The sequence below is a fragment of the Azospirillum sp. OGB3 genome, from assembly GCF_014192915.1.
Lineage (GTDB): Bacteria > Pseudomonadota > Alphaproteobacteria > Azospirillales > Azospirillaceae > Azospirillum.
In genome coordinates, this window is the sequence record NZ_JACHYN010000002.1 from 683,775 (window position 1) to 705,601 (window position 21,827).

General features: G+C 70.2%; 23 protein-coding genes and 1 tRNA gene. 13 read left to right on the forward strand and 11 right to left on the reverse strand.

Going from position 1 to position 21,827, the window contains the following annotated elements; translation table 11 throughout:
* The first annotated feature begins 1 nt into the window (after window position 1).
* From tolQ to pal, 5 genes are all read left to right on the forward strand, one after another.
* Window positions 2-724 (forward strand): protein TolQ, encoded by a 723-nt coding sequence (tolQ, locus tag FHW79_RS07115; protein WP_014240513.1) that lies wholly within the window; start codon window positions 2-4, stop codon window positions 722-724.
* Between the two features lies 1 nt (window position 725).
* A complete protein-coding gene (gene tolR / locus FHW79_RS07120; protein WP_014240514.1) occupies window positions 726-1,208 on the forward strand; it encodes a protein TolR in 483 nt (160 codons plus the stop codon).
* Between the two features lie 28 nt (window positions 1,209-1,236).
* Window positions 1,237-2,367, forward strand: coding sequence for a TonB C-terminal domain-containing protein (locus FHW79_RS07125; RefSeq protein ID WP_183178237.1), 1,131 nt, complete (start codon window positions 1,237-1,239; stop codon window positions 2,365-2,367).
* 2 nt (window positions 2,368-2,369) lie between these two features.
* On the forward strand, window positions 2,370-3,722 hold the full coding sequence (gene tolB / locus FHW79_RS07130; protein ID WP_094307343.1) for a Tol-Pal system beta propeller repeat protein TolB: 1,353 nt from the start codon (window positions 2,370-2,372) through the stop codon (window positions 3,720-3,722).
* Between the two features lie 148 nt (window positions 3,723-3,870).
* Entirely contained in the window at window positions 3,871-4,347 is a 477-nt protein-coding gene (gene pal / locus FHW79_RS07135) for a peptidoglycan-associated lipoprotein Pal (protein ID WP_145686967.1), read from the forward strand.
* Window positions 4,348-4,653: 306 nt separating this feature from the next.
* On the opposite strand, the gene FHW79_RS07140 is transcribed toward pal, so the two are convergent.
* The 6 genes from FHW79_RS07140 to FHW79_RS07165 form a co-directional block, all read right to left on the reverse strand.
* Window positions 4,654-4,728: transfer RNA gene (locus tag FHW79_RS07140), tRNA-Thr, on the reverse strand.
* A gap of 162 nt (window positions 4,729-4,890) precedes the next feature.
* Complete coding sequence (locus tag FHW79_RS07145; RefSeq protein WP_183178239.1) at window positions 4,891-6,852, reverse strand: nucleoside-diphosphate sugar epimerase/dehydratase; 1,962 nt, start codon at window positions 6,850-6,852, stop codon at window positions 4,891-4,893.
* A gap of 72 nt (window positions 6,853-6,924) precedes the next feature.
* Window positions 6,925-7,878 (reverse strand): NAD-dependent epimerase/dehydratase family protein, encoded by a 954-nt coding sequence (locus FHW79_RS07150; RefSeq protein ID WP_183178241.1) that lies wholly within the window; start codon window positions 7,876-7,878, stop codon window positions 6,925-6,927.
* The gene (locus FHW79_RS07155) at window positions 7,878-8,894 is read right to left on the reverse strand and encodes a glycosyltransferase family 4 protein (RefSeq protein ID WP_183178243.1); all 1,017 of its coding nucleotides are present in this window, start codon (window positions 8,892-8,894) and stop codon (window positions 7,878-7,880) included. Before FHW79_RS07155 ends, FHW79_RS07150 begins: the two co-directional genes overlap by 1 nt.
* Window positions 8,891-10,069 carry a glycosyltransferase family 4 protein gene (locus FHW79_RS07160; RefSeq protein ID WP_348984070.1) on the reverse strand — a complete coding sequence of 393 codons (1,179 nt, stop codon included), beginning with the start codon at window positions 10,067-10,069 and terminating at the stop codon, window positions 8,891-8,893. Before FHW79_RS07160 ends, FHW79_RS07155 begins: the two co-directional genes overlap by 4 nt.
* Before the next feature lie 53 nt (window positions 10,070-10,122).
* Window positions 10,123-11,106: an SDR family NAD(P)-dependent oxidoreductase gene (locus tag FHW79_RS07165; protein WP_183178244.1), complete on the reverse strand. Its 984-nt coding sequence runs from the start codon at window positions 11,104-11,106 to the stop codon at window positions 10,123-10,125.
* A 187-nt stretch (window positions 11,107-11,293) separates the two neighbouring features.
* Here FHW79_RS07165 and FHW79_RS07170 point away from each other — a divergent pair, with 187 nt between their 5' ends.
* The 4 genes from FHW79_RS07170 to FHW79_RS07185 all read left to right on the forward strand — a co-directional run bounded on the left by FHW79_RS07170 (window position 11,294) and on the right by FHW79_RS07185 (window position 14,795).
* Window positions 11,294-11,632, forward strand: coding sequence for a hypothetical protein (locus tag FHW79_RS07170; RefSeq protein WP_014240524.1), 339 nt, complete (start codon window positions 11,294-11,296; stop codon window positions 11,630-11,632).
* Window positions 11,633-11,649: 17 nt separating this feature from the next.
* The gene (asnB, locus tag FHW79_RS07175; protein WP_183178245.1) at window positions 11,650-13,617 is read left to right on the forward strand and encodes an asparagine synthase (glutamine-hydrolyzing); all 1,968 of its coding nucleotides are present in this window, start codon (window positions 11,650-11,652) and stop codon (window positions 13,615-13,617) included.
* On the forward strand, window positions 13,614-13,772 hold the full coding sequence (locus FHW79_RS07180; RefSeq protein WP_183178246.1) for a hypothetical protein: 159 nt from the start codon (window positions 13,614-13,616) through the stop codon (window positions 13,770-13,772). The genes asnB and FHW79_RS07180 overlap by 4 nt, the downstream gene beginning before the upstream one ends.
* Window positions 13,773-13,865: 93 nt before the next feature.
* Window positions 13,866-14,795, forward strand: coding sequence for an EamA family transporter (locus FHW79_RS07185; protein WP_183178247.1), 930 nt, complete (start codon window positions 13,866-13,868; stop codon window positions 14,793-14,795).
* On the opposite strand, the gene FHW79_RS07190 is transcribed toward FHW79_RS07185, so the two are convergent.
* Window positions 14,764-15,231: a GNAT family N-acetyltransferase gene (locus FHW79_RS07190; protein ID WP_348984071.1), complete on the reverse strand. Its 468-nt coding sequence runs from the start codon at window positions 15,229-15,231 to the stop codon at window positions 14,764-14,766. The two genes, FHW79_RS07185 and FHW79_RS07190, sit on opposite strands and share 32 nt — an antisense overlap.
* A 231-nt stretch (window positions 15,232-15,462) precedes the next feature.
* Between FHW79_RS07190 and murA the strand changes: the two genes are divergently transcribed.
* The 4 genes from murA to FHW79_RS07210 all read left to right on the forward strand — a co-directional run bounded on the left by murA (window position 15,463) and on the right by FHW79_RS07210 (window position 18,837).
* Window positions 15,463-16,767, forward strand: a complete 1,305-nt coding sequence (gene murA / locus FHW79_RS07195) for a UDP-N-acetylglucosamine 1-carboxyvinyltransferase (protein ID WP_183178248.1) — start codon at window positions 15,463-15,465, stop codon at window positions 16,765-16,767.
* 44 nt (window positions 16,768-16,811) lie between these two features.
* On the forward strand, window positions 16,812-17,276 hold the full coding sequence (locus tag FHW79_RS07200) for a DUF2948 family protein (protein WP_183178249.1): 465 nt from the start codon (window positions 16,812-16,814) through the stop codon (window positions 17,274-17,276).
* Between the two features lie 13 nt (window positions 17,277-17,289).
* Complete coding sequence (locus FHW79_RS07205) at window positions 17,290-17,709, forward strand: OsmC family protein (RefSeq protein ID WP_035674032.1); 420 nt, start codon at window positions 17,290-17,292, stop codon at window positions 17,707-17,709.
* A 96-nt stretch (window positions 17,710-17,805) separates the two neighbouring features.
* On the forward strand, window positions 17,806-18,837 hold the full coding sequence (locus FHW79_RS07210; protein WP_183178250.1) for an SDR family oxidoreductase: 1,032 nt from the start codon (window positions 17,806-17,808) through the stop codon (window positions 18,835-18,837).
* Between the two features lie 13 nt (window positions 18,838-18,850).
* Here the strand turns inward: FHW79_RS07210 and sugE are convergent, their stop codons facing one another.
* The 4 genes from sugE to FHW79_RS07230 form a co-directional block, all read right to left on the reverse strand.
* Window positions 18,851-19,168, reverse strand: a complete 318-nt coding sequence (gene sugE, locus FHW79_RS07215) for a quaternary ammonium compound efflux SMR transporter SugE (RefSeq protein WP_183178251.1) — start codon at window positions 19,166-19,168, stop codon at window positions 18,851-18,853.
* A gap of 383 nt (window positions 19,169-19,551) precedes the next feature.
* Window positions 19,552-20,097: a hypothetical protein gene (locus tag FHW79_RS07220; protein ID WP_183178252.1), complete on the reverse strand. Its 546-nt coding sequence runs from the start codon at window positions 20,095-20,097 to the stop codon at window positions 19,552-19,554.
* The gene (locus FHW79_RS07225; RefSeq protein WP_183178253.1) at window positions 20,094-20,660 is read right to left on the reverse strand and encodes a hypothetical protein; all 567 of its coding nucleotides are present in this window, start codon (window positions 20,658-20,660) and stop codon (window positions 20,094-20,096) included. The genes FHW79_RS07220 and FHW79_RS07225 overlap by 4 nt, the downstream gene beginning before the upstream one ends.
* 25 nt (window positions 20,661-20,685) lie before the next feature.
* Window positions 20,686-21,729, reverse strand: coding sequence for a hypothetical protein (locus FHW79_RS07230; RefSeq protein ID WP_183178254.1), 1,044 nt, complete (start codon window positions 21,727-21,729; stop codon window positions 20,686-20,688).
* Window positions 21,730-21,827 lie beyond the last annotated feature (98 nt).

Here is a 21,827-nt window from a genome sequence, read left to right on the forward strand (position 1 = left end):
GATGGATCTGAATTCCGCCCAGGTGGTCGGGGCCGCGGCGAAGGCTCACGACATCACGATGTGGGGCCTGTTCTGGCAGGCCGACCTGATCGTCAAGGTCGTGATGCTGATGCTGCTGGTTGCCTCGGTGTGGTGCTGGGCCATCATCATCGAGAAGTTGATGCGCATCCGCCGCCTGAACGCGCAGGCGGACGCCTTCGAGGAGAGCTTCTGGTCCGGCGGCTCGCTGGACGCGCTGTACGACCGCATCGGGCAGAACCCGAGCGATCCGATGTCGGCGACCTTCGCCGCCGGCATGCGCGAATGGCGCCACGCCGCCGACCGCGGCATCGGCTCCATGAAGGGCTCGCTGCAGCAGCGGGTCGAGCGCGTCATGTCGGTGACCATCGGGCGCGAAATGCTGCGCGCCGAGCGCTACATGACCTTCCTGGCGTCGGTCGGTTCGACGGCCCCCTTCATCGGCCTGTTCGGCACGGTGTGGGGCATCATGAACTCCTTCACCTCCATCGCCGCGTCGGGCAACACCAGCCTCGCCGTCGTCGCCCCCGGCATCGCCGAGGCGCTGTTCGCCACGGCGCTGGGTCTCGTGGCCGCCATTCCCGCCGTGATCTCGTACAACAAGTTCACCACCGACCTCGGCCGCTACGCCGACCGGCTGGAGACCTTCTCGGGCGAGTTCTCGGCGATCCTGTCGCGCCACCTCGAGGAGCGGGGAGCCGCCTGACATGGGAGCCCAGCTCGCAGGAAAGGGCGGCCACGGTCGGGGCCGCCGCCGCGGATACCGCGCGATGGCCGACATCAACATGACGCCCTTCATCGACGTCATGCTGGTGCTGCTGATCGTCTTCATGGTCGCCGCACCGCTGCTGACCGTCGGCGTGCCGGTGGATCTGCCGAAGACCAACGCCGCCCCGCTGGAGGCGCAGAAGGACCCGCTGTTCGTGACCGTCCAGTCCGACGGCCGGGTCTATGTGCAGGAGACGGCGGTGGAGACGGCCAACATGGTGCCGCTGCTGATCGCCGTGACCAACAACAACCCAGACGCCCGCATCCTGGTGCGCGGCGACGCGAAGATCGCCTACGGCAAGATGCTGGAGGTGATGGGCACCATGAGCGCCGCCGGCTTCAAGAAGGTCGGGCTGGTCGCCGAGATGCCCAGCGGGCCGGGAGCCACCGGGCCGCGCGTCGGCGGCTCGGCGCAGCGCTGAGACGCCACGGCGAGTTGAAGGCTGACCCATGCGCAAACCCCTGATCGCCTCGGCAACGCTGCACGTCGCGCTGGTCGCGCTGTTCGTGCTCGGCATGCCGCCCAGCGATCGCAAGCTGGACATCCCCGAGTCCATCCCGATCGAGATCGTGGACATGGGCGAGGTGACCCAGGCCGCGCGCGTCGACAAGGGCGAGCCCAAACCGTCGGCGCCCAAGCCGCCGGTCCCCGAGGCCAAGCCGAGCCCGCCGGCCCCCGCGCCGCCGGAGCCGGCCAGCGAGCCGCCGCCCCCGCCGCCGCCCCGCCCCGAGCCGAAGGTTCCGGAGCCGCCCAAGGTCGCCCAGGTGACGCCGCCCCCGGCGCGCGAACCGCCGCCGCCGCCCAAGTCGGCACCGCCCCCGCCGCCGCCCGATCCGGAGCCGGCGCCGGTGGTCAAACCGCCCGAGCCCAAGCCGGAACCGAAGCCGCAGCCTCCGAAGCCGGAGCCGCCCAAACCGGAACCGCCGAAGCCTGAGCCTCCGAAGCCGGAGCCGAAGAAGCCCGAGCCGCCGAAGCCGGAACCGGCCAAACCGGAACCGCCCAAGCCCGAGCCCAAGAAGCCCGAGCCGGCCAAGCCGGAGACGCCGAAGGCCGAGCCCAAGAAGCCGGAGAAGCCGCCGGAGAAGACCGACGCGCTGGCCGACCTTCTGAAGAACGTTCAGAAGAACGCCCCGGCCAAGCCGGCGGCGTCCGAGAGCAAGGCCGACGCCAAGCCGACCCAGAACGCCGCCGCATCGCCGGCGCCCTCGGGGGCGGCCAAGGCGGTGAACGGACCCGACAAGCCGTTCAAGCCGTCGGGCCGCGCCATCGACGGCATCCGCGGCGCGGTGAGCAAGAACTGGAACTTCGACCCGGGCCGCAAGGACGCCGGGAACATGCAGGTGGAGATCATCGTTGAGCTGGGCCGCGACGGTTCGGTCCTCAACGCGACGATCAACGAGAGGTACCGCTCCCGCTACATGTCGGACGCGGCCTTCCGGGCATCGGCCGACGCCGCGCTGCGCGCGGTGAAGCGGGCCAGCCCCCTGCCCATCAGCGAGTTTTCCGGCGACTTCACGCCCGCCCGGTATGAAGAGTGGCGTTACTTCGTGTTCAATTTCGACCCGAGGGACATGTTCTGACGATGACGAAGAAGACGAGGCTCCTGCTGAAGGCCGCCGGTTGCGCCGGCGCCCTGCTGCTCGCCCTCGGCGTCGCGGCGCCCGCCCCGGCCCGCGCCGAGGTGCGAATCGACATCACCAAGGGCGTGGTCGAGCCGCTGCCGATCGCCATCACCAGCTTCGCCGGTGCCGGCGGGCGCGAGGCGCAGGTCGGCTCGGACATCTCCAAGGTGGTCGCCGCCGATCTGGAGCGGTCGGGCCTGTTCCGGCCGCTCGACCCCAAGGGCTTCCTGCAGACACCCGACCAGCTCCGCTCCGGCGAGCCGCGCTACCAGGACTGGCGCGCCGTCGGCGCCCAGGCGCTCGTCGCCGGCAACACCACCGCCATGGGCGACGGCCGCATGAAGGTCGACTTCCGCCTGTGGGACGTCGCCGCCGGCCAGTACATGCAGGGGCTGAGCTACACCGCGACCGCCGACAGCTGGCGCCGCATCGCCCACATCGTCGCCGACGCCATCTACAAGCGGCTGACCGGCGAAGAGGGCTATTTCGACACGCGCATCGTCTATGTGGCCGAATCCGGCCCGGCCAACGCGCGCAAGAAGCAGCTCGCCATCATGGACCAGGACGGTGAGAACCATCAGTTCCTGACCGACGGCAAGAACCTTGTCCTGACGCCGCGCTTCTCGCCGGCGACCCAGGAAATCACGTACATGTCGTACTTCAACAAGAAGCCGCGCGTGTACCTGTTCAACATCGACAGCGGCCGCCAGGAAGTCCTCGGCGACTTCGTCGGCATGACCTTCGCCCCGCGCTTCTCGCCGGACGGCAACAAGGTCATCATGAGCATGGCGCAGAACGGCAACACCGACATCTACGCCCTCGACCTGCGGACCCGCCGCCAGACCCAGCTCACCGATTCGCCGGGCATCGACACTGGTCCCAGCTACTCGCCGGACGGCCAGCGCATCGTCTTCGAGTCGGACCGCGGCGGCAGCCAGCAGCTCTACATCATGAACGCGGACGGCTCGGGGCCGAAGCGCCTGACCTTCGGCGAGGGCCGCTACGGCACGCCGGTGTGGTCGCCGCGCGGCGACCTGATCGCCTTCACCCGCCAGCGCGGCAGCAACTTCGCGCTGGGCGTGATCCGTCCGGACGGCACCGGCGAGCGCATCCTGACCGAGTCGTTCCACGTGGAAGGCCCGACCTGGGCGCCGAACGGCCGCGTGCTGAGCTTCTTCCGCGATGTTCCGGCCGGGGATGGCCGTGGGCGAAGCGCGAAGCTCTACACGATCGACGTGACGGGCGCAAACGAACGCCGTGTGATCACTCCGCTCGACGGCTCCGATCCTGCATGGTCGCCCTTGATTCCCTAGTGGACTAGCCCTATTTTGCGCGCGCAAGAACGACGCTCAAGACGAAGGCCGGAAGTCGGTACTTCCGTCGGGGTCTGGCGGAAGTCGGCGGCGTTCTTCCACCACAATCCGGTCAAAACATATCGTGTCGCTTAGGGGGTCATTTAACATGCGTATCAAGTATCTGAGCCTGATCGCCGCCGTCGCTCTGGTTGCCGCTTGCGAAACTGCTCCGAAGGACGCCGGCAACGGCGCTGGTACCGGCACTGCCCAGACCAAGCAGATTCAGGGTGGCACCCAGGAAGACCTGGTCGTCAACGTCGGCGACCGCGTGTTCTTCGGTCTCGACCGTTACGACCTGGCTCCGGAGGCTCGCGCCACCCTGGACCGTCAGGCGTCCTGGCTGAAGCAGTACCCGAACGTCACCGTGACCGTCGAAGGCCACGCTGACGAGCGCGGCACCCGCGAGTACAACCTTGCCCTGGGTGAGCGCCGCGCCAACTCGGTGAAGAACTACCTCGTCGCCGGCGGCATCAACGCCTCGCGCGTTAAGGTCATCTCCTACGGCAAGGAGAAGCCGGCGGTCCTCGGCTCGAACGAGGCCTCCTGGGCGCAGAACCGCCGCGGCGTGACCGTCGTCGACTAACGACGGCGCCCGTCCGGGTTCCAAGGAAGACGCCGCTCCGGAGCGATCCGGGGCGGCGTTTTTCTTTTGGGGCGTGGGGGAGGGGGCCTGAGTTCGGCGAGACTTTGCCCCCGCCCCGACTCTCCACCGCTGCGCGGGAGAGAGGGCCTTATGCGAAGCGGCATCCGTTCCCTCCCCTGCGAAGCGGGGGAGGGGTAGGGAGGGGGCGAGGTCCAGACCCATCGCTCAATGCGGAACGCAAAAAGCCGCGCAAGCCGGACAAAGGCTGCGCTTCAGCATTTTCGAAGTCATAAGGAAAAGGGAGGATGGTGCTGCCAGAGAGGATTGAACTCTCGACCTCTCCCTTACCAAGGGAGTGCTCTACCACTGAGCTACGGCAGCGCCGGGACGGTGTCGCTGGCCGGGAAGAACTTGCGGCCAACCGTCGAAGTGGCGCGGGTTATGCCACAGGGCTTGTCGCGATGCAAGCGGGGAAGAGCCTTTTCGCCAAAGAAAAATGGGCGGGAAAATCCCCGCCCATGGTCATGCCCGTCACCGCGCCGGTCAGTCGGCGCCGCCCTCTCCGGAGGCGTTGCCGAAGGCGCTGGGCGGTGGCAGGACGGCCTCGGCGCGGAAGTCGGGGACGATGTTGGAGAGGATCGTCATCACCCGCTCCGCGTCCCCGGCCCGCGCCGCCATCTCCAGCTCGCCCAGGGCGCGGTTGATGAGGGCGTAGTCGATGACCCGCGGCGAGGCGAGGAACACGCCGTCGGCCTCGGTGCGCGACGGCGCCTCCGCCGAGGTCAGGATCTCCTCGAACAGCTTTTCGCCGGGGCGCAGGCCGGTGAACTCGATCTTGATGTCCTCGCCGGGCCGGTAGCCGGCCAGTCGGATCATCTGCCGCGCGAGGTCGACGATCTTCACCGGCTCGCCCATGTCGAGCACCAGTACCTTGCCGCGCTCCTCCGCGCGGGCGACGCCATGGGCGGAGGCCTGGAGCACCAGCTCGACCGCCTCGCGCACCGTCATGAAGTAGCGGCGCATGTCGGGGTGGGTGACGGTCAGCGGGCCGCCCTTGGCGAGCTGGCGGGTGAACAGCGGAACCACCGACCCGCTGGAGCCCAGCACGTTGCCGAAGCGGACCGTCATGTAACGGGTCGCCGTCTCGCCGCCGTCGCGTGGCGGCAGCATGTCGAGCGCCTGGCAGTAGCATTCGGCGAAGCGCTTGGTGGCGCCCATCACGCTGGTCGGGCGGATCGCCTTGTCGGTGGACACCAGGACCATTGCCTGGCAGCCGTTGGCCCGTGCCGCGTCCGCGACGTTGCGGGTGCCGATGACATTGGTCAGGGCGCCTTCGGCCGGGTTGGCCTCGACCAGCGGCACATGCTTCAGCGCGGCGGCGTGGAAGACCATGTGCGGGCGCTGGGCCTGGAACAGGCGGAAGATGCGGTCGCGGTCGCGCACGTCGGCGATCACCGCCTGGAGCGCCAAGGCGGGAAAGCGCTCCCGCACCTCCATCTCGATGCTGTAGAGGTTGAACTCCCCGGCATCGACCAGGGTCAACGTTTCCGGTTCGAGCGCGGCGATCTGCCGGACCAGCTCGCTGCCGATGGTGCCGCCCGCCCCGGTGACGACGACGCGCCGCCCGGTCACCAGACTGGCGATGGCGCCGCGGTTGAGGACCGCCTGGGGCCGGCCCAGCAAATCCTCCAGGGCGATCGGGCGCACCTCGATCTTGCCCTCGCCCAGCGCCGACTTGAACTCGGTCAGGCTGGGCAACCGTGCCATCGACAGGCCGAGGGACTCCGCCTGTTCCAGCAGGTCGCGCAGGACGGTGCCGGGCACATCGGCCTGCCCCTTGGCGACGATCAGGCGCTGCGGGCGGTCGCCGCGCTGCGCCAATTCCTCGACCACGCGGGGCAGATCGTCGGGGCCGCCCAGCACGGGCACGCCGCGGATGGCGTGGCCGATGCGGCGGTTCTTGTCGTCGAGCAGCCCGACCGCCCGGTAGGCGGCGCCGGCGTTCTGGTCCAGCGAGCGGATGAACAGCTCCGCCGCGTCGCTGACGCCCAGCACGAGCACGGGGATGCGCGGCACCCCCGTCGAATCCCGATCATGCAGGCCCAGACGGCGGTCTTTGACAAGACGGTAGGCGAAGCGCGGGCCGCCCAGCAGGACGAGCTGCACGAACCATAGGATCACCGGCAGGGACCGCGGCAGGGATTCCAGACGCGTCAGCACGAACATCACCGCGACGAAGCACAGCACGACCATCGTGACCGCGCGCAGGAGCTGCGCCAGATCGGGCACCGAGGCGTAGCGCCAGATGCCGCGGTACAGGCCGGAGAAACGGAACGCCACCGCGCCGATCAGAACCAGAATGGGCAGTCCCGTCAGCAACGGGTCTCTGTATTCGTCGAACGCCTGCTGGCCCACGCGCAGATACAGCGCCACAACCAGGGAAACGGCCGTCATCGTCAGGTCGTGCAGGTAGACGAGGGACGCCCGCGGGGACAGGATGCGCATGCGCTTTACCTTGGAATATCGCTTTGTCCGGGGCCGTTCCCTTTCGGGCAACCCGCGGACCATGATGGCCGTTCAGCCGCGCACAGCTTTGAACCATTCGGCGGTCAGGCGCAAGCCGTACGCGGGGTAGCAGGGCGGGCGCCAGTTCAGCGCCCGGCGGATGGCCCCGTCGTCAATCACCAGGGAACCGGCGACGCGGTCCAGCATGGCCTCGCGTCGGGCCAGCCGCGCGGCCAGCGCCAGCAGGGACGGCGGCACGGACAAAAGGCGCGCGGGCCTGTCCAGCGCCTCGGCGATGGCGCGCACCAGCTCCGCCGTCGACATCGGGCGTCCGTCATGGACCAGGAACCGCCCGCCCGCGGCCTGCGGGTGGGTCAGGCATTCCTGGATGGCGTCGGCGAGATTGCCCACGAAGATCAGGCTGCGCCGGTTCTCCAAGGCGCCCAGCGGCAGGGGGATGCCGCGGTCCACCGCCTGCATCAGCCGCAGGAAATTGCCACCGACGCCGGGGCCGTAGACCAGCGGCGGGCGGATCACCACGGCCTCCAGCCCGGTGCGGGCCGAGATCTCCGCCAGCGCCCGTTCGGCCTCCAGCTTTGAGATGCCGTAGGGGGAATGCGGATCGGGCTCCGTCTCCTCGCTCAACTCGTCCGGGCGGCTCTCGTCGGCCAGCGCCTTGACGCTGCTGAGATAGACCACGCGCTTGACGCCCGCCGCCGCGGCGGCCTCGGCCAGCACGCGGGTGCCGGCGGTGTTGACTCGGCGGAAGGCGGCCAGCGGATCGGACTCACGGTCGCGCATGACGTGGACGCGGGCGGCCAGATGGACCACCGCGTCCATGCCCTGGAGCGCGTTGCCCCAGGCGGTGGCCGGGCCGATGTCGCCGATGGTGACGGTTTCCGCCGCCTGCGGAACCGCGACGTCTGGGCGGCGAACCACGCCTCGTACGCTGTGCCCGCGCGACACCAGCAGGGGGATGACCGTCCGCGCGACGAAGCCGGTGGCCCCGGTGACCAGGACGCGCATCACGCCGCCGCCCGCGCAGGCCGCGCCAGCAGGACGAGCAGCAGCACGACCGCCGCCGCCCCCGCCGGGAGCACCACCCAGCCGAGCGCCAGCGACGCCACGGCCAGCAGCAGAAGCGCGGCGTTCAGCGCGAGGACCAGCCGCACCACCTGGGCGTGGCTGCGCCCGCGCTGTGTGGCCTTCTGATAGAAATGCTCGCGGTGGGCCTGCCAGACCTTCTTGCCCTCGGCCAGCCGGCGCAGCAGGGTGAAGGTGGCGTCGGCCAGGAAATAGGCGGGGATCAGCAGCGCGGCGACCCACAGCCCCGAGGCCGCCAGGACCAGCAGAAGCCAGCCCAGCGTGTAGCCCAGCGGCACGCTGCCGACATCGCCCATGAAGAGCTTGGCGGGGTGCCAGTTCCACATCAGGAAGCCCAGCGCCGCACCCGCCGCAGCCAGTCCGTAGAGGGCCAGTGCCGGGTCGAGCCCGGCCAGCGCGGCGACCAGCGCCAGCCCGGCGCCGATGGACGCCGCCTCGCCACCGGCCAGCCCGTCGATGCCGTCCATGAAGTTGAACAGGTTGACGAACCACAGCCAGCCGACCGCGGCGACCAGCCGGTCCGCCCAGAAGGGCAGCAGCCCCTGGAAGACCAGCCCCTCGCCGGGAAGCACACCTCCGGGAAGAGCGCTCAGCCCGGCAACCACCGCGGCAATCTGAGCGAGGAAGCGCGGCGCCGGCCCCAGCCCGCGCCGGTCGTCCATCCAGGAGACGGCCATCAGCGCCACCGCCCCGGCGAGGATCGGCAGCGCTCGCAGCGGCTCGTCCGCCGTCGCGGCGATGATCGCCCAAGCGGGCAGCAGGGTCAGCATCACGCCCCAGCCGCCGCCGCGCGGCGTCGGGATGGAGTGGCTGGACCGGTCGTTCGGGTGGTCGAGGATCGCCTTGCGCCGCAGATAGGCGAGCACCCGCCCAGTGAGCAGCCAGGACAGCGCGACACCGCCGCCGAGGGCGAGGGCCAGAGCCAAAGGGCCGCTCATGACGCCTCCGCCACCGGGGCCGTGCCGGGCTGGACAGAGGCGAGCAGGCGCCGGTACAGCTCGACCGTCTTCGCGCCCACCCGGTCGGCCGCCATGTCGGATTCGACCAGCCGCCGGCTGGCCGCGCCGAATTGCCGGCGCAGGGCAGCGTCGCGCACCAGGACCTCCAGCGCCTCGGCCAGGGCCGCCACGTCGCCGGGCGGGACCAGCAGGGCGTTCTCGCGGTCGCGCGCCACCTCTCGGCAGCCCGGCACGTCGGTGGCGACGATCGCCCGCCCGCAGGCCGCCGCCTCCAGCAGGCTTTTCGGCAGCCCTTCGCCGCCCAGCGTCGGCAGCACGGCGATGTGGCAGCGCCGCCACAGGTCGCGAATGTCGTCGAGATGGCCCGCCAGTTCGACCTTCGGACGGGCGGCCCAGCCGTCGAGGACCGGCTGCGGGAAGGAGGTGGGGTTCGCCGGGTCGGGCTGGCCGGCCAGGATCAGTCGCACGTCCAGCCCCTTGCCCAGCAGGCGGCCGTGCGCCTCGACCAGCCGGTCCATGCCCTTGTTGGCGAGCAGGCGGGCGGCGCAGCCGATGGTCACCGGCGGCTCCGGCGGCTCCGGCAGGACCGCGTGGTGCGCCGTGTCGATGCCCGAACCGCGGATGATGCAGGTCTTGTCCGGGGTGATCAGGCGCTGCGCCAGCAGGGTCCGGCGGTCGTCCTCGTTCTGCAGGATGGTGACGCTGTTGGGCCGGCGCAGCATGCCGCCCAGGACCGGCTTCGCCAGCCGACCGGCCAGCCGGGCCTTGGCGCCACCGGTGCCGAGGAACATGGTGCCGAGCCCGGCCAGGGCGTTGACCACGGCGGGAACGCCAGCCTGCCACGCCGCCAGCCCGCCCAGCACGACCGGCTTCACGGCCACATGATGAACGATGTCCGGCGCCTCGCGGCGGTAGAGGGCGGCGATCTCCGCCACGGCGGACAGGGCGCCCAGCGGGTTGACGCTGCGCCGCTGCCAGGACAGGGGAAGCACGCGGAAGCCCTCGGCGGCGATGCGGTCGCCATGCCGGTCAATCCGGGCGGCCACCGCGACGTCGAAGCCGGCGTCGCGCGCGGCGCGGGCCATCGGCAGCCGATGCGACCAGAAATACCAGTCCTCGGTGACGAGGTAGATCAGCTTTGGTTTCACGGACACGTTGCGGATCTCGGGGGGGCGGATCTCGGAGGGGCGGATCGGAACGGCGGACCTCAGGCGAGGCCGTGGTAGCCCTTGTACCACGCGACGAAGCGGGGCAGGCCGGTCTCGATCGAGGTGGTCGGCTCATAGCCGAGGTCGCGGCGGCTCGCCTCGATGTCGGCGGAGGTTTCCGGCACGTCGCCGGCTTGGATCGGCTCCATGGTCATGTTCGCCTTGCGCCCCAGCGACTCCTCGATGATGCCGATGAAGCGCATCAGATCCTCGGTCCGGTTGTTGCCGAGGTTGTAGACGGCGTGGGGCGCCCCGTTGGCATCGGCGGCCGCCGGGCGGTCGAGCGCCGCCAGCACGCCCGCCGCGATGTCGTCCACATAGGTGAAGTCGCGCTTCATCCGCCCCTCGTTGAAGACGCGGATCGGGCGGCCCGCCATGATCGCGTCGGCGAACAGGTAGGCGGCCATGTCCGGGCGGCCCCACGGGCCGTAGACGGTGAAGAAGCGCAGGCCGGTCGCCGGAAATTTGTAGAGATGGCAGTAGGCGTAGGTCATCATCTCCGCCGCCTTCTTCGTCGCGGCGTAGATGGACATCGGGGAGTCGACGCGGTCCTCCACCGAGAAGGGCATCTTCTTGTTGGCGCCGTAGACGGAGGAGGTGGAGGCGTAGACGAAATGCCTCAGCTTCGGCATGCGCCTTGCGGCTTCCAGCATCGCCACCTGCCCAGTGACGTTGGCGTCCACATAGGCGTAGGGGTTCTCCAGCGAATAGCGCACCCCGGCCTGGGCGGCCAGATGCACGACGCCGGTCGCCGCCGCGAAGTCGGGGGCCAGCGCCTCGACCGCCGTGCGGTCGGACACGTCGGCCTTGATGAAGCGGAAGCCGGGACGGGCGGTGAGGCGGGCCAGCCGCGCCTCCTTCAGCGCCACGGAATAGTAGTCGTTGAGGTTGTCGATCCCCAACACCGTCTCGCCGCGGTCCAGAAGGGCTGCGGCGACGTGCGAGCCGATGAAGCCGGCCGCGCCGGTGACCACGATCGTCATATCCACCATCCTTGACGGGCCTGCGCCGGCCAGACGCTCGTCTCAAAGGTAACGCGCGTCAACAGCCCGTCTTATGCCCGACCCGGGGACCGGACGCCAGTCCGCAAAAATCCTCCACCGCTTGACAGCCGCCGGGCGCACCCGATCTACTGCCGCAACCTTAATCACGTTGCCGAGCCGGACATCCATGCCGCCGAAGAAGAATCCCGCGAACCTCAACCCGCTGCAGCTCAAGACGCTGACCCTCCTTCAGGAACTCGCCCGTCTGGAGCAGAAGCCGGTCGAGGGCGAGGAGGGGGCCTTCCAGGTCACCAACCTGCCGCACGCCCATGGCAACCACTTCCATCTGGGCAGCGCGGTCGTCGCCTCCCGCGACGCCACCGGCCTGACCAACGAGGCCGTCTGGACCATCCTTGAGCGCAAGGGCATGCTGCGCCGCGATGCCGGTTACGGCGTCGTGACCGCCGAGGGCATGGCCTACGAGACGGGCCTGCGCGACAGCATCCTGCACCGCTCCGACCACTAAAAGCGAGGGCGCGCGCCGTGTGCGGCATCTGCGGCTTCCTGGCCGACTCTGGGCCTGCATCCGGGCTTGAGGCCACAGCACGGCGCATGGCCGACACCATCGCCCACCGCGGGCCCGACGGGGACGGCGTGTGGGCGGATGGGGGAGCCGGGATCGCGCTCGGCCACCGGCGGCTCTCCATTGTCGAGCTGTCGCCGCTGGGCCGCCAGCCGATGGAGTCGGCGGACGGGCGCTGGGTCATCGTCTACAACGGCGAGATCTACAATTTCCAGGACCTGCGGGCGGAACTCGAATCCGCCGGCCACCAATTCCGCGGCCATTCGGACACCGAAGTGCTGCTGGAAGGCTGCGCCGCCTGGGGCGTCAAGCGCACCGTGCGTCGGCTGGTCGGCATCTTCGCCTTCGCCCTGTGGGACCGCCGCGAGCGCACGCTCCACCTTGTCCGTGACCATCTGGGGGTGAAGCCGCTCTATTGGGCGCGGATGGGCGGGGCGCTGCTGTTCGGCTCCCAGCCCAAGGCGCTGCGCGCCCATCCCGCCTTCACGGCGGAGATCGACCGCGACGCCTTGTCCGCCTTTCTGCGATTCAGCTACGTCCCGGCGCCGCACAGCATCTACCGGGGCGTTCACAAGCTGGAGCCGGGCAGCATCCTGACCCTCCGTCCGGGACGCGAACCCGAGCGCAGCGTCTATTGGGATGCCGGCGACGCGGCGCGGGCCGGAATCGCCGACCGGTTGGCGCTGTCCGACGACGACGCGACGGATGCGCTGGAAGCGCTGCTCAAGGACGCGGTCGGGCGGCAGATGATGGCCGACGTGCCGCTGGGCGCCTTCCTCTCCGGAGGGATCGACAGCTCCGCCGTCGTCGCGCTGATGCAGGCGCAGAGCGCGCGGCCGGTGCGCACCTTCACCATCGGGTTCGGCGAGGACGGCTACGACGAGGCGGTGCACGCCCGCGCGGTCGCCGCCCATCTCGGCACCGAGCACACCGAGCTTCGGGTGGAGGCCAGCCACGCGCTGGAGGTCATCCCCAAGCTGGCCGACTGGTACGACGAGCCCTTCGCCGACAGCTCCCAGATCCCGACGCTGCTGGTGTCGGAGATGACCCGGCGCTCCGTCACCGTGGCCCTGTCCGGCGACGGCGGGGACGAGCTGTTCGCCGGCTACAACCGCTATCTCACGGCGCCCGCCCTGTGGCGGCGCATGGCGTCGCTGCCCGCCGGGCTGCGCCGGGGCGCCGCCGGGCTGATCCGCGCCGTACGGCCGGCGGGCTGGGACGCGCTGGCCGGGCTGATCCCCGAGGGGCGGCGCCCGCGTCAGACCGGCGACAAGCTGCACAAGCTGGCCGGCGTGCTGGACGCCGCGGGGCCGGACGCCATCTACCGCCGGCTGGTCAGCCAGTGGCAGGACCCTAACGCGCTGGTCCGCGGCGGGCGGGAGCCGCAAGGCCCGGCCTGGGACGACGGGCTGGCGGCGGGCATCCCCGATTTCGTCGAACGGATGCAGCACCTCGACAGCGTCACCTATCTGCCGGACGACATCCTGGCGAAGGTGGACCGCGCCAGCATGGGCGTGTCGCTGGAGGCCCGCGTGCCGCTGCTCGACCACCGGGTGGTGGAGTTCGCTTGGCGCGTGCCGCCCGCGCAGAAGCTGCGCGACGGCAGGGGCAAATGGCTGCTGCGTCAGGTGCTCTACCGCCATGTCCCGCCGGCCCTGGTGGAGCGGCCCAAGGCCGGTTTCGCCATCCCGCTGGACGGCTGGCTGCGCGGCCCGCTGCGCGACTGGGCGGAGGATCTGCTGGACGAGGGACGGCTGCGCCGGGAAGGGTTGCTCGACCCCGCGCCGATCCGCGCCTGCTGGGCGGAGCATCTGGCCGGAACCCGCAACAACCAGCACCGGCTCTGGAACGTGCTGATGTTCCAGGACTGGAACCGCCGCTGGGGCAGCGCCGCCGCCCCGGCTCCGCTTGCCGCGAGCGCCGCATGACGACCGACGAGACGACCAAGACACCCGCTGCGACTCCCGCCGCCCCGCCGAAAAAAGACGACAAGCAGGACCGGCTCGCTGCCCGTCTGCGCGAGAACCTGCGCAAGCGCAAGGAGCAGGCGCGCGGGCGGGAGAAGGACGGCCAGCCGGGCTGATCGTCACAGGGCTGATGACTCATTTGCCGCATCGGCCCGGTTTTACCCGCACGCTATCGTTGCCGCCGATCCGGAATGGGGCAGGGCAGGGCCATGGTGGTTGAGTCGGCGCGGGCGCGCCTGTGGGGCTATGGCTGCATCGTCGCCTCGGCCCTGCTGTTCGGCGTGGCCGGGACGGCGGCGAAGATGATGTTCGTCGCCTCCATGCCGCCGCTGGTCATGATCGCGGTGCGCGCCATGGTGTCCGCCGCCGTACTGGCCCTGATCATGCTGGCGCTCGGCCGGCCGATCCGGGTGCGGCGGGCGGACCTGCCCTTACTGGCGGAACTGGCGGTTTGGCTGACGCTGGTCAACCTGACCTTCTTCTACGCCATCGCCCTGACCAACGTGGCGCTGGCGCTGATGCTGGAATACACCGCGCCCATGCTGATCGTGGCCGCCGGGCTGCTGCTCGGCACCCACCGGATGAACCGGGTGGTGGCGCTGATCCTGGTGGGCAACGCCGCCGGCTGTTTCCTGCTGGTCGGCGCCTACGACCCGGCCCTGTGGTCGGGCAACGCGCTGGGGGCGGCGGTCGGTATGCTCTGCGCCGTGTGTTTCGCCGCCTACAACGTCCGCTGCGCCCACGGCCACCGGCGGGGGCTGGACAGTTGGTCGATGACCTTCTGGCCCTTCTTCCTGTCGGCGCTGTTCTGGCTGCTCGCCACTCCGGCTATTGATTACGCAGCGGTCGAGGTGACCTGGGAGACGGTCGGTTTCGTCCTGTTCATCGGCGTGTTCGGCACGGTGGCGCCCTACTGGCTCTATCTGGAAGGGCTGAAGACCATCGAGCCGTTCCCGGCGACGGTGATCGGCATGCTCGATCCCGTCTTCGCCGGGGTGACGGCCTTCCTGCTGCTGGGCGAGAGCTTCGAGCCGCCCCAACTGGCCGGCATGGTCGTGGTCTGCGCGGTGATCGTCTTCCTGAAGCGCAATGAATCCGCCGTGCAGGCTATTCCCCGTCCCGCTGCAGAGCCTTCCTGAGCCAGATCTGCGTGTGCCCCGGCGGGTAGCCCTCCATCTCCGCCCAGACCTCGTAGCCCTGCTTGCGGTAGAAGCCAGGCGCCTGGAAATCGTAGGTGTAGAGGCGTGACCAGCGGCAGCCGCGTTTCACCGCCTCCCCCTCGGCCGCGGCGAGCAGGCGGGCGCCGAGCCCGCCGCCGCGCCGGCTGTCATGGACCCACAGATAGTCCACATACAGCCACTCCCAGTTCGTGTAGCCAGTCAGCCCAGCCATCAGCGCCCCGTCCGCGCCGCGGACGGTCACCTGGAGGTCCCGCAGGTCGTAGGGGGCGGTGAAGCGCTCGTTGAAGGCGCGCAGTTCGCCATGGATCTGCTTCACCTCGTCCGGGTCGAGCCGCCCGGAGAGGGAGAGGGTCAGGTCGTCCACCATGCTGTCCCGGGCGCTGTCCTGTGTCACGCGGTCTGTCCTTTCAATTGCGGCGGGAGAAGGGCTTCCATGAGAAAAAGCCTCAATTCCTTCCCTTGAGCGCGCCCGCATGCTCCGCTACAACGCCTGACAGATTCAATCCCCGTAAGACCGGAGGAGTCCGACGATGATGGGCATCATGCGGACCCTCGGACCCGCAAGATGGCCTAATCCGCCGGGCTTCGGCCTTTTCGACAGCATCTGACCGGACAAGACAGCTTCATGGACAAGATCCGCATCCGCGGCGGCAAGCCCCTTCACGGGTCGATCACGGTCGGGGGCGCCAAGAACGCGGCGCTGCCCCTGATGACCGCGGCGCTCCTCACCGACGGGACGCTGACGCTCACCAACCTGCCGATCCTCGCGGACATCAACACGCTGTGCAACCTGCTGCTCCAGCACGGCGTCGCGATCCACATGGCCGGGGCGGGCGGGGATTGCGCCGGCCGCGTGGTGGAGTTCACCGCCCGCGACATCACCAACACCACGGCCCCCTACGACCTCGTCCGCAAGATGCGGGCGAGCGTCCTGGTGCTCGGCCCGCTGCTCGCCCGCTGCGGCGAGGCCAAGGTGTCGCTGCCCGGCGGCTGCGCCATCGGCGCGCGCCCGGTCGACCTGCACATCAAGGGCCTGGAGGCCATGGGGGCAGACATCCGCATCGAGGGCGGCTACATCGTCGCCAAGGCGCCTCCGGGCGGCCTGCGCGGTGCGGAGTATGTCTTCCCCAAGGTGTCGGTGGGCGCCACCGAGAACCTGCTGATGGCCGCCACTCTGGCCCGTGGCACCACGGTGCTGGTCAACGCCGCCCGCGAGCCGGAGGTCAGCGACCTCGCCGACTGCCTCGTCAAGATGGGCGCCAAGATCACCGGCATCGGCACCGACCGGCTGACCATCGTCGGCGTCGACCGGCTGAACGGCGCCCGCCACATGGTGGTGCCGGACCGCATCGAGACCGGCACCTACGCCATGGCGGCGGCAATGACGGGCGGCACGCTGGACATCCTGAACACCCGCATGGACCTGATCAAGGCGGCGGTGACCGCCCTGGTCCCGGCGGGCGTGGAGTTCACCGAGATCGAGACCAACGGCCAGACGGGCATCCGTGTCTCCCGCGCCAACGGCGAGCTGGTCGGCGTGGACGTGATGACCGAGCCCTATCCCGGCTTCCCCACCGACCTTCAGGCCCAGATGATGGCCCTGATGTGCACGGCCAGGGGTGCAGGCATGATCACCGAGACCATATTTGAGAATCGGTTCATGCACGCGCCCGAGCTGACCCGCATGGGGGCCCGCATCACGGTGCACGGTTCCTCCGCCCTCGTCCGGGGTGTGGAGCGTTTGACCGGCGCGCCCGTTATGGCGACGGATCTCCGCGCGTCGGTGTCGCTGGTCCTGGCCGGTCTTGCGGCGGAAGGGGAGACGACGGTCAACCGCGTCTATCACCTCGACCGCGGCTACGAGCGGCTGGAGGACAAGCTGGCGGCCTGCGGCGCGGACATCGAACGCATCCGGGCGGAGGACGACTGACGGCGTCCTGCGCCCGTCCAGCCGTCCACAGCGAAGGGAAGCTCATGACCGCCACGCCGATCCGCCTGCGCGCCCAGGATGCCGAGGATCTGAAAGTCGTCTCCGCCTGCCTGCAGGACGCCATCCTGCCGATCGGCGACATGTGCTTCCTGCCCGAAGAGGCGCGCTTCGTGCTGGTGGCCAACCGCTTCAAGTGGGAGACGGCGGGCAAGCGCCGCCCCGGCCCCACCGCTGACGACGACCATCTGACCCCCTTCGAGCGCGTCAATTGCGGCGTGCGGATCGAGGGGGTGAAGGCCGTGAAGCTGCGCGGCCTCGACGTGAGGAACCGCGCGCAGATCCTGGAACTGCTCTCCGTCGAGGCGGCGGAGGGCGCCCTGGTCCTGAATTTTGCCGGCGGCGCCTGCATCCGCCTGGAAAGCCCGTCCTGGACCTGCTTCGTGGAGGATCTGGGCGAGCCCTGGCCGACCGGCTGCAAGCCCTGCCATCCATTGGAAGACGAACAATAATCGGGAGACCGCCATGAAGGCGCGGGTGAAGTGGGTTGATGGGCGGATGTTCGTCGGCGAGTCGGGCAGCGGCCACGCCGTGGTCATGGACGGCGCGCCGGAGGCGGGCGGGCGCAATCTGGGCATCCGTCCCATGGAGATGCTGCTGATCGGCATGGGCGGCTGCACCGGCTTCGACGTGGTGATGATCCTGGAGAAGGGCCGTCAGGCCATCACCGACTGCGTGGCCGAGATCGAGGCCGAGCGCGCCGAGACCGACCCCAAGGTCTTCACGAAGATCCACGTCCATTTCGTGGTCACCGGGCGCGGACTGGACCCGGCAAAGGTCGAGCGCGCCATCGCCCTGTCGGCGGAGAAATACTGCTCCGCCTCCATCATGCTGGGCGCCACCGCCGCGATCACCCACGATTTCGAGATCGTGGAAGCGCCGTAAGCGTAACGGCGGCGGAACTATGGTGGCGGAACCGGCGGGCTCCAGGCGGGTTGGGACAGCGTCGATGCCCGTCCCAGCCCATGGAGCCCCGCCGCCATGCCCACCAATCCCGTTGCCGGCCGGACCCGGCCCGTCGTCGTCGTCACCGGAGCGTCCGCCGGGGTCGGGCGGGCGACGGCGCTTGCCTTCGCGCGGGAATGGGGTGCTGCGGTCGGGCTGATCGCCCGCTCCCGCGAGGCGCTGGAGGAGGTGGCGGCGGAGATCGGACGAGTTGGCGGCACGGCGCTGGTGCTGCCCGCCGACGTCGCCGACGCCAAGGCGGTGGAGGCCGCCGCCGACGAGGCCGAGCGCACGCTCGGTCCCATCGACGTCTGGGTCAACAACGCCATGGTGACGGTGTTCGGGCGCATCCGCGACCTGACGCCCGAGGAGGTGCGGCGGGTGACCGAGGTGACCTATCTCGGCTCCGTCCACGGCACGATGGCGGCGCTGCGCCGCATGCTGCCGCGCGACCGCGGTCTCATCCTCCAGGTCGGGTCGGCGTTGGCCTACCGCTCCATCCCGCTCCAGGCGGCCTATTGCGGCGCCAAGAGCGCCATCCGCGGCTTCATCGACAGCCTGCGCTCCGAACTCATCCACGACGGCAGCCGCCTGCAAGTGACCATGGTCCATCTGCCCGCCGTCAACACGCCGCAGTTCGACTGGGCGCGCAGCCACATGCCGCGCCGGGCGCGGCCGGTCGGCGCCATCTTCGACCCGGACGACATCGGCCGCGCCATCGTCCGGGCTGCGGCGGACCCGAAGCGGGAGCACTGGCTGGGCTTCACCACCGCCGAGGCGATCCTCGGCACGCAGGCGCTTCCCGCCTACGCCGACTACCGGGTGGCCTTCACCGCTTTCGAGGGGCAGGAAACGGAGGAAACGGAAGCGCCGAACCGGCCCGACAATCTGTTCGAGCCGGTTCCGGGCCTGCACCGCACGCATGGGCGCTTCACCGGCCAGGAGGAACGCCTGTCGGTCAGCACCACGGGAACCGCCGCCTGCGGCTTCGCCTTCCTCGCCGGCTTGGCCTTGGCCGGAGGAATCGGCTACGCCGCGCGCGCGGCCCTGCGGAAGGAACGCGCCTGATGGCGGCGGTGGGTCAGGGTGTGATCAGCTTCAGCCCGAGAATGCCCGCCACGATCAGCGCGATGCAGCCGAGCCGCAGGATGTCGGCGGATTCCCCGTAAAGCAGGATGCCCAGAAGCACCGTGCCGACCGTTCCGATGCCGGTCCACACGGCGTAGGCGGTGCCGAGCGGCAGCGACTTCAGTGCCATCCCAAGCAGGGCGAGGCTGATGACCATCGAGGCAACGGTCAGGGCGGTGGGAATGGGACGGGTAAAACCCTCCGTCTGCTTCAGGCCGACAGCCCAGCCGATTTCGAAGAGACCGGCGAAGAACAGGATGACCCAGGACATGGAACACCTCCGATGGATTGGAGGCAGGGTCGTCCCCGCCGAACTCCCCACGCCCGAAACGGGCGTGCCGCGGTGAGGTCGTCCTCACGGGAGGGCGACCGGGATATGGGGATGCGGGCGGTCCGGTCAAGCCCCGTCCCAGCGGTGGCCGCTGTCGGTTTCGCACAGCACGGCGACCTCACGGCGGGGGCAGCGGCGGTCATCCAGCGGCAGGACCGTAAAGCCGGGCGCGGGGCGCTCGCGGGTGGCCGGTTGCGACGGCGAAGGGGGCTGGGGGTGCGGTGTGGTGCGGCGGGTCATGGCGGTCACCGGAGCAAGAGGGTCGTTCGCTCCACTCTAACCACGGTGTCCTCCCCGCGCTGTGGCGGGGCTCACAGAAGGGATCAGGCCCGCTTGCGCTCCGTCGCATCCTTGGGCAGGAACAGGCGGCAGGTCAGCACCGGACCGATCTCGTAGCCGTTCACGCGGGGGAAGCGCTGGGCGACGCGGTCCAGCGCCTCCTTCTGGTTGGCGGCGACGACCAGATAGGCCCGCCCGTCGCGCCAGGAGGCGGCCATGGCGCCGCTGGTGTAGAGCGCGTCGGGCGCGCGGCGCACCGTCACCTCCCAGATGGTTCCGGGCCGGGCCTCCAGCCGGTCGAAGACGTGGAACAGCTCCATCGGCGCCTGCTGGACCGCGTCGAGTTGCCGTTCCAGCACCTCGGCCTGCCGCTTGGCCTCGGCCAACGCCTCCTCCAAGCCGCCCAGCGTCCCGCGCGTCGTCTCCAGCGTCTTCCGGGCCTCCTGGATGCGCTGCTCCATGCTCCGGATGTCCTTCTCGGCGGTGGCGATCTCGCCGCGCGCCGCGCGGACGCGGCGTTCGCCCATCCGGTTCACCAGGACGCTGGCCCCGAGCAGCAGCAGCGAGGCGTAGAGGATGATCGCGGTCATAACGAGTCCGGCCGTGCGCTGTCGTTGGCCCCGCTTCCGGCTGGGATCAGCGGGATCGTCTCGGGCCGCGAGGACAGCACCCCGTTGCGCGCGCTGAAGGCGCGCTGGAGCATCGCCGCCGCGGCGTCCGGCGTGTCGGCCCACACCCGGGCGATGTTCCGGCGATCCCAGATCGCCCGCGCGAACAGCATGCGCCGAGGATCAAGCCGGGCGAAGTTCGGGACGGTGCGCAATTCGCTCTCATAGCGCTGGGCGCCGCTCTGCGCGTCGCCGATTTCGTGCACCAGGGCGATCTTGGACGCCTTGACCGATGCGATCAGTCCGGTCAGGCGCCCGCGCTCGGCGGTCAGCCGGTCGAGAGCCTCCTGCCGCGCGGCGCTTTCGGACTGGACGGCCTCGATGCGGTGGCCAAGGTCGGCGAGGTCGGCGGCCTGGGCCTCCAGCTTCCGCCGCAGCAGCGCCTTGCGGCTGCCGGCGGCGGTCAGGCGCGAGGCCTCGTACACCACGGCAAGGCCCAGCGCGCCGACGCACAGGACCAGCACGGCGAGGGCGAAGGTGTCCATGTTCATCGCATCATCACCCGGACCATCAGCGCAGGCCCTGAGTGCCGGAAAGATCCGCGACCCCGGCCATGGAATGCCCTGGCCGTCTGATGAGCGCCGGGGATGGGTCTCCGGAGCGCCGCGCGGCTTCGAACAGGTCCCGCAGTCCTCGATCGGCAGGCGCCGGGCCGCTGCCAAGCATGGGAAGGTTGGAGGCGCTGCCGTTCCTCTCCTCGCTGTGCGCCGTCAGCCACGCCGCGGCGGCATCGACCAGAGGCAGAGGCAGCAGCGCCCGAAGCGCCGCGCCGAGCAGGGGGTCGCGACGGGTGTAAAGACCGGCCACCGCGAACAGGGCCATCGCCTCCGGCGGGACGCTGTCGTTGGCCATCGCGCCGCGCACGCAGGCCAGCAACTCGTCGATCTCCATGTCCGGTGCCCGCCCTCCCAGCATCCTCCAGCTATCGGACAGGCGCAGCGCGGTGGTCAGCGTCTCCACGTCCGCGCCGTCCAGCGGTCGGAGCGCCACGACGCCGCCGGGGATTGCCAGGGCGCTGGCGGCGCGCATGCGGTGGGTGTTGGCCTCCTCCAGGAACAGGGCGAGCGCGGCGGGGTCGGTGCGCAGCGCGTCCAGGACGGTCAGCGAGCGGTCGCGCAGACTTTCCGCCCAGTTCACCATCTCCGGCGAGGCGAGCACCCGGTCCAGGGCGCCGTCGGCCAGCCGGTTCTCCAGGCGGTTCTGTACGGTGGCCGGCAGATCGTCCATCCGCCGCGACAGGGCCGGCCACCAGCCGGCGGTGTCGAGGACGCGGATGCATCCGGGCAGCGGATCGGCGACCGACAGCAGGGCCGGATCGCGCAGCATCACCGGCTCCAGCCACCGCGCCCACAGGCGGCGCGTGTGCGCCTGCCGTCGGCTGGACAGCAGGCCGAGAACCATGGCGCGGACCGGCAGCCCGGCTGGCCGGTCCGCGGTCCGCGATGCACCGGGACGGCGGTCGAAGCGCGACAGGAACCGGCGGAACGCCCCGTACCGGCCGGTGGGCGCACCGTCCAACCCGGTGCCGTCCGGCTTCGTGGCGTTTGGGATCATGCCGTCCAGGTCCCTGCCATTGGAATCCCCATTTTTGAGGTCCCCGCCCTTGAGGTTCATGTCCATACGCGGGCAAACTCCCTCGTTTACGGAGAGTA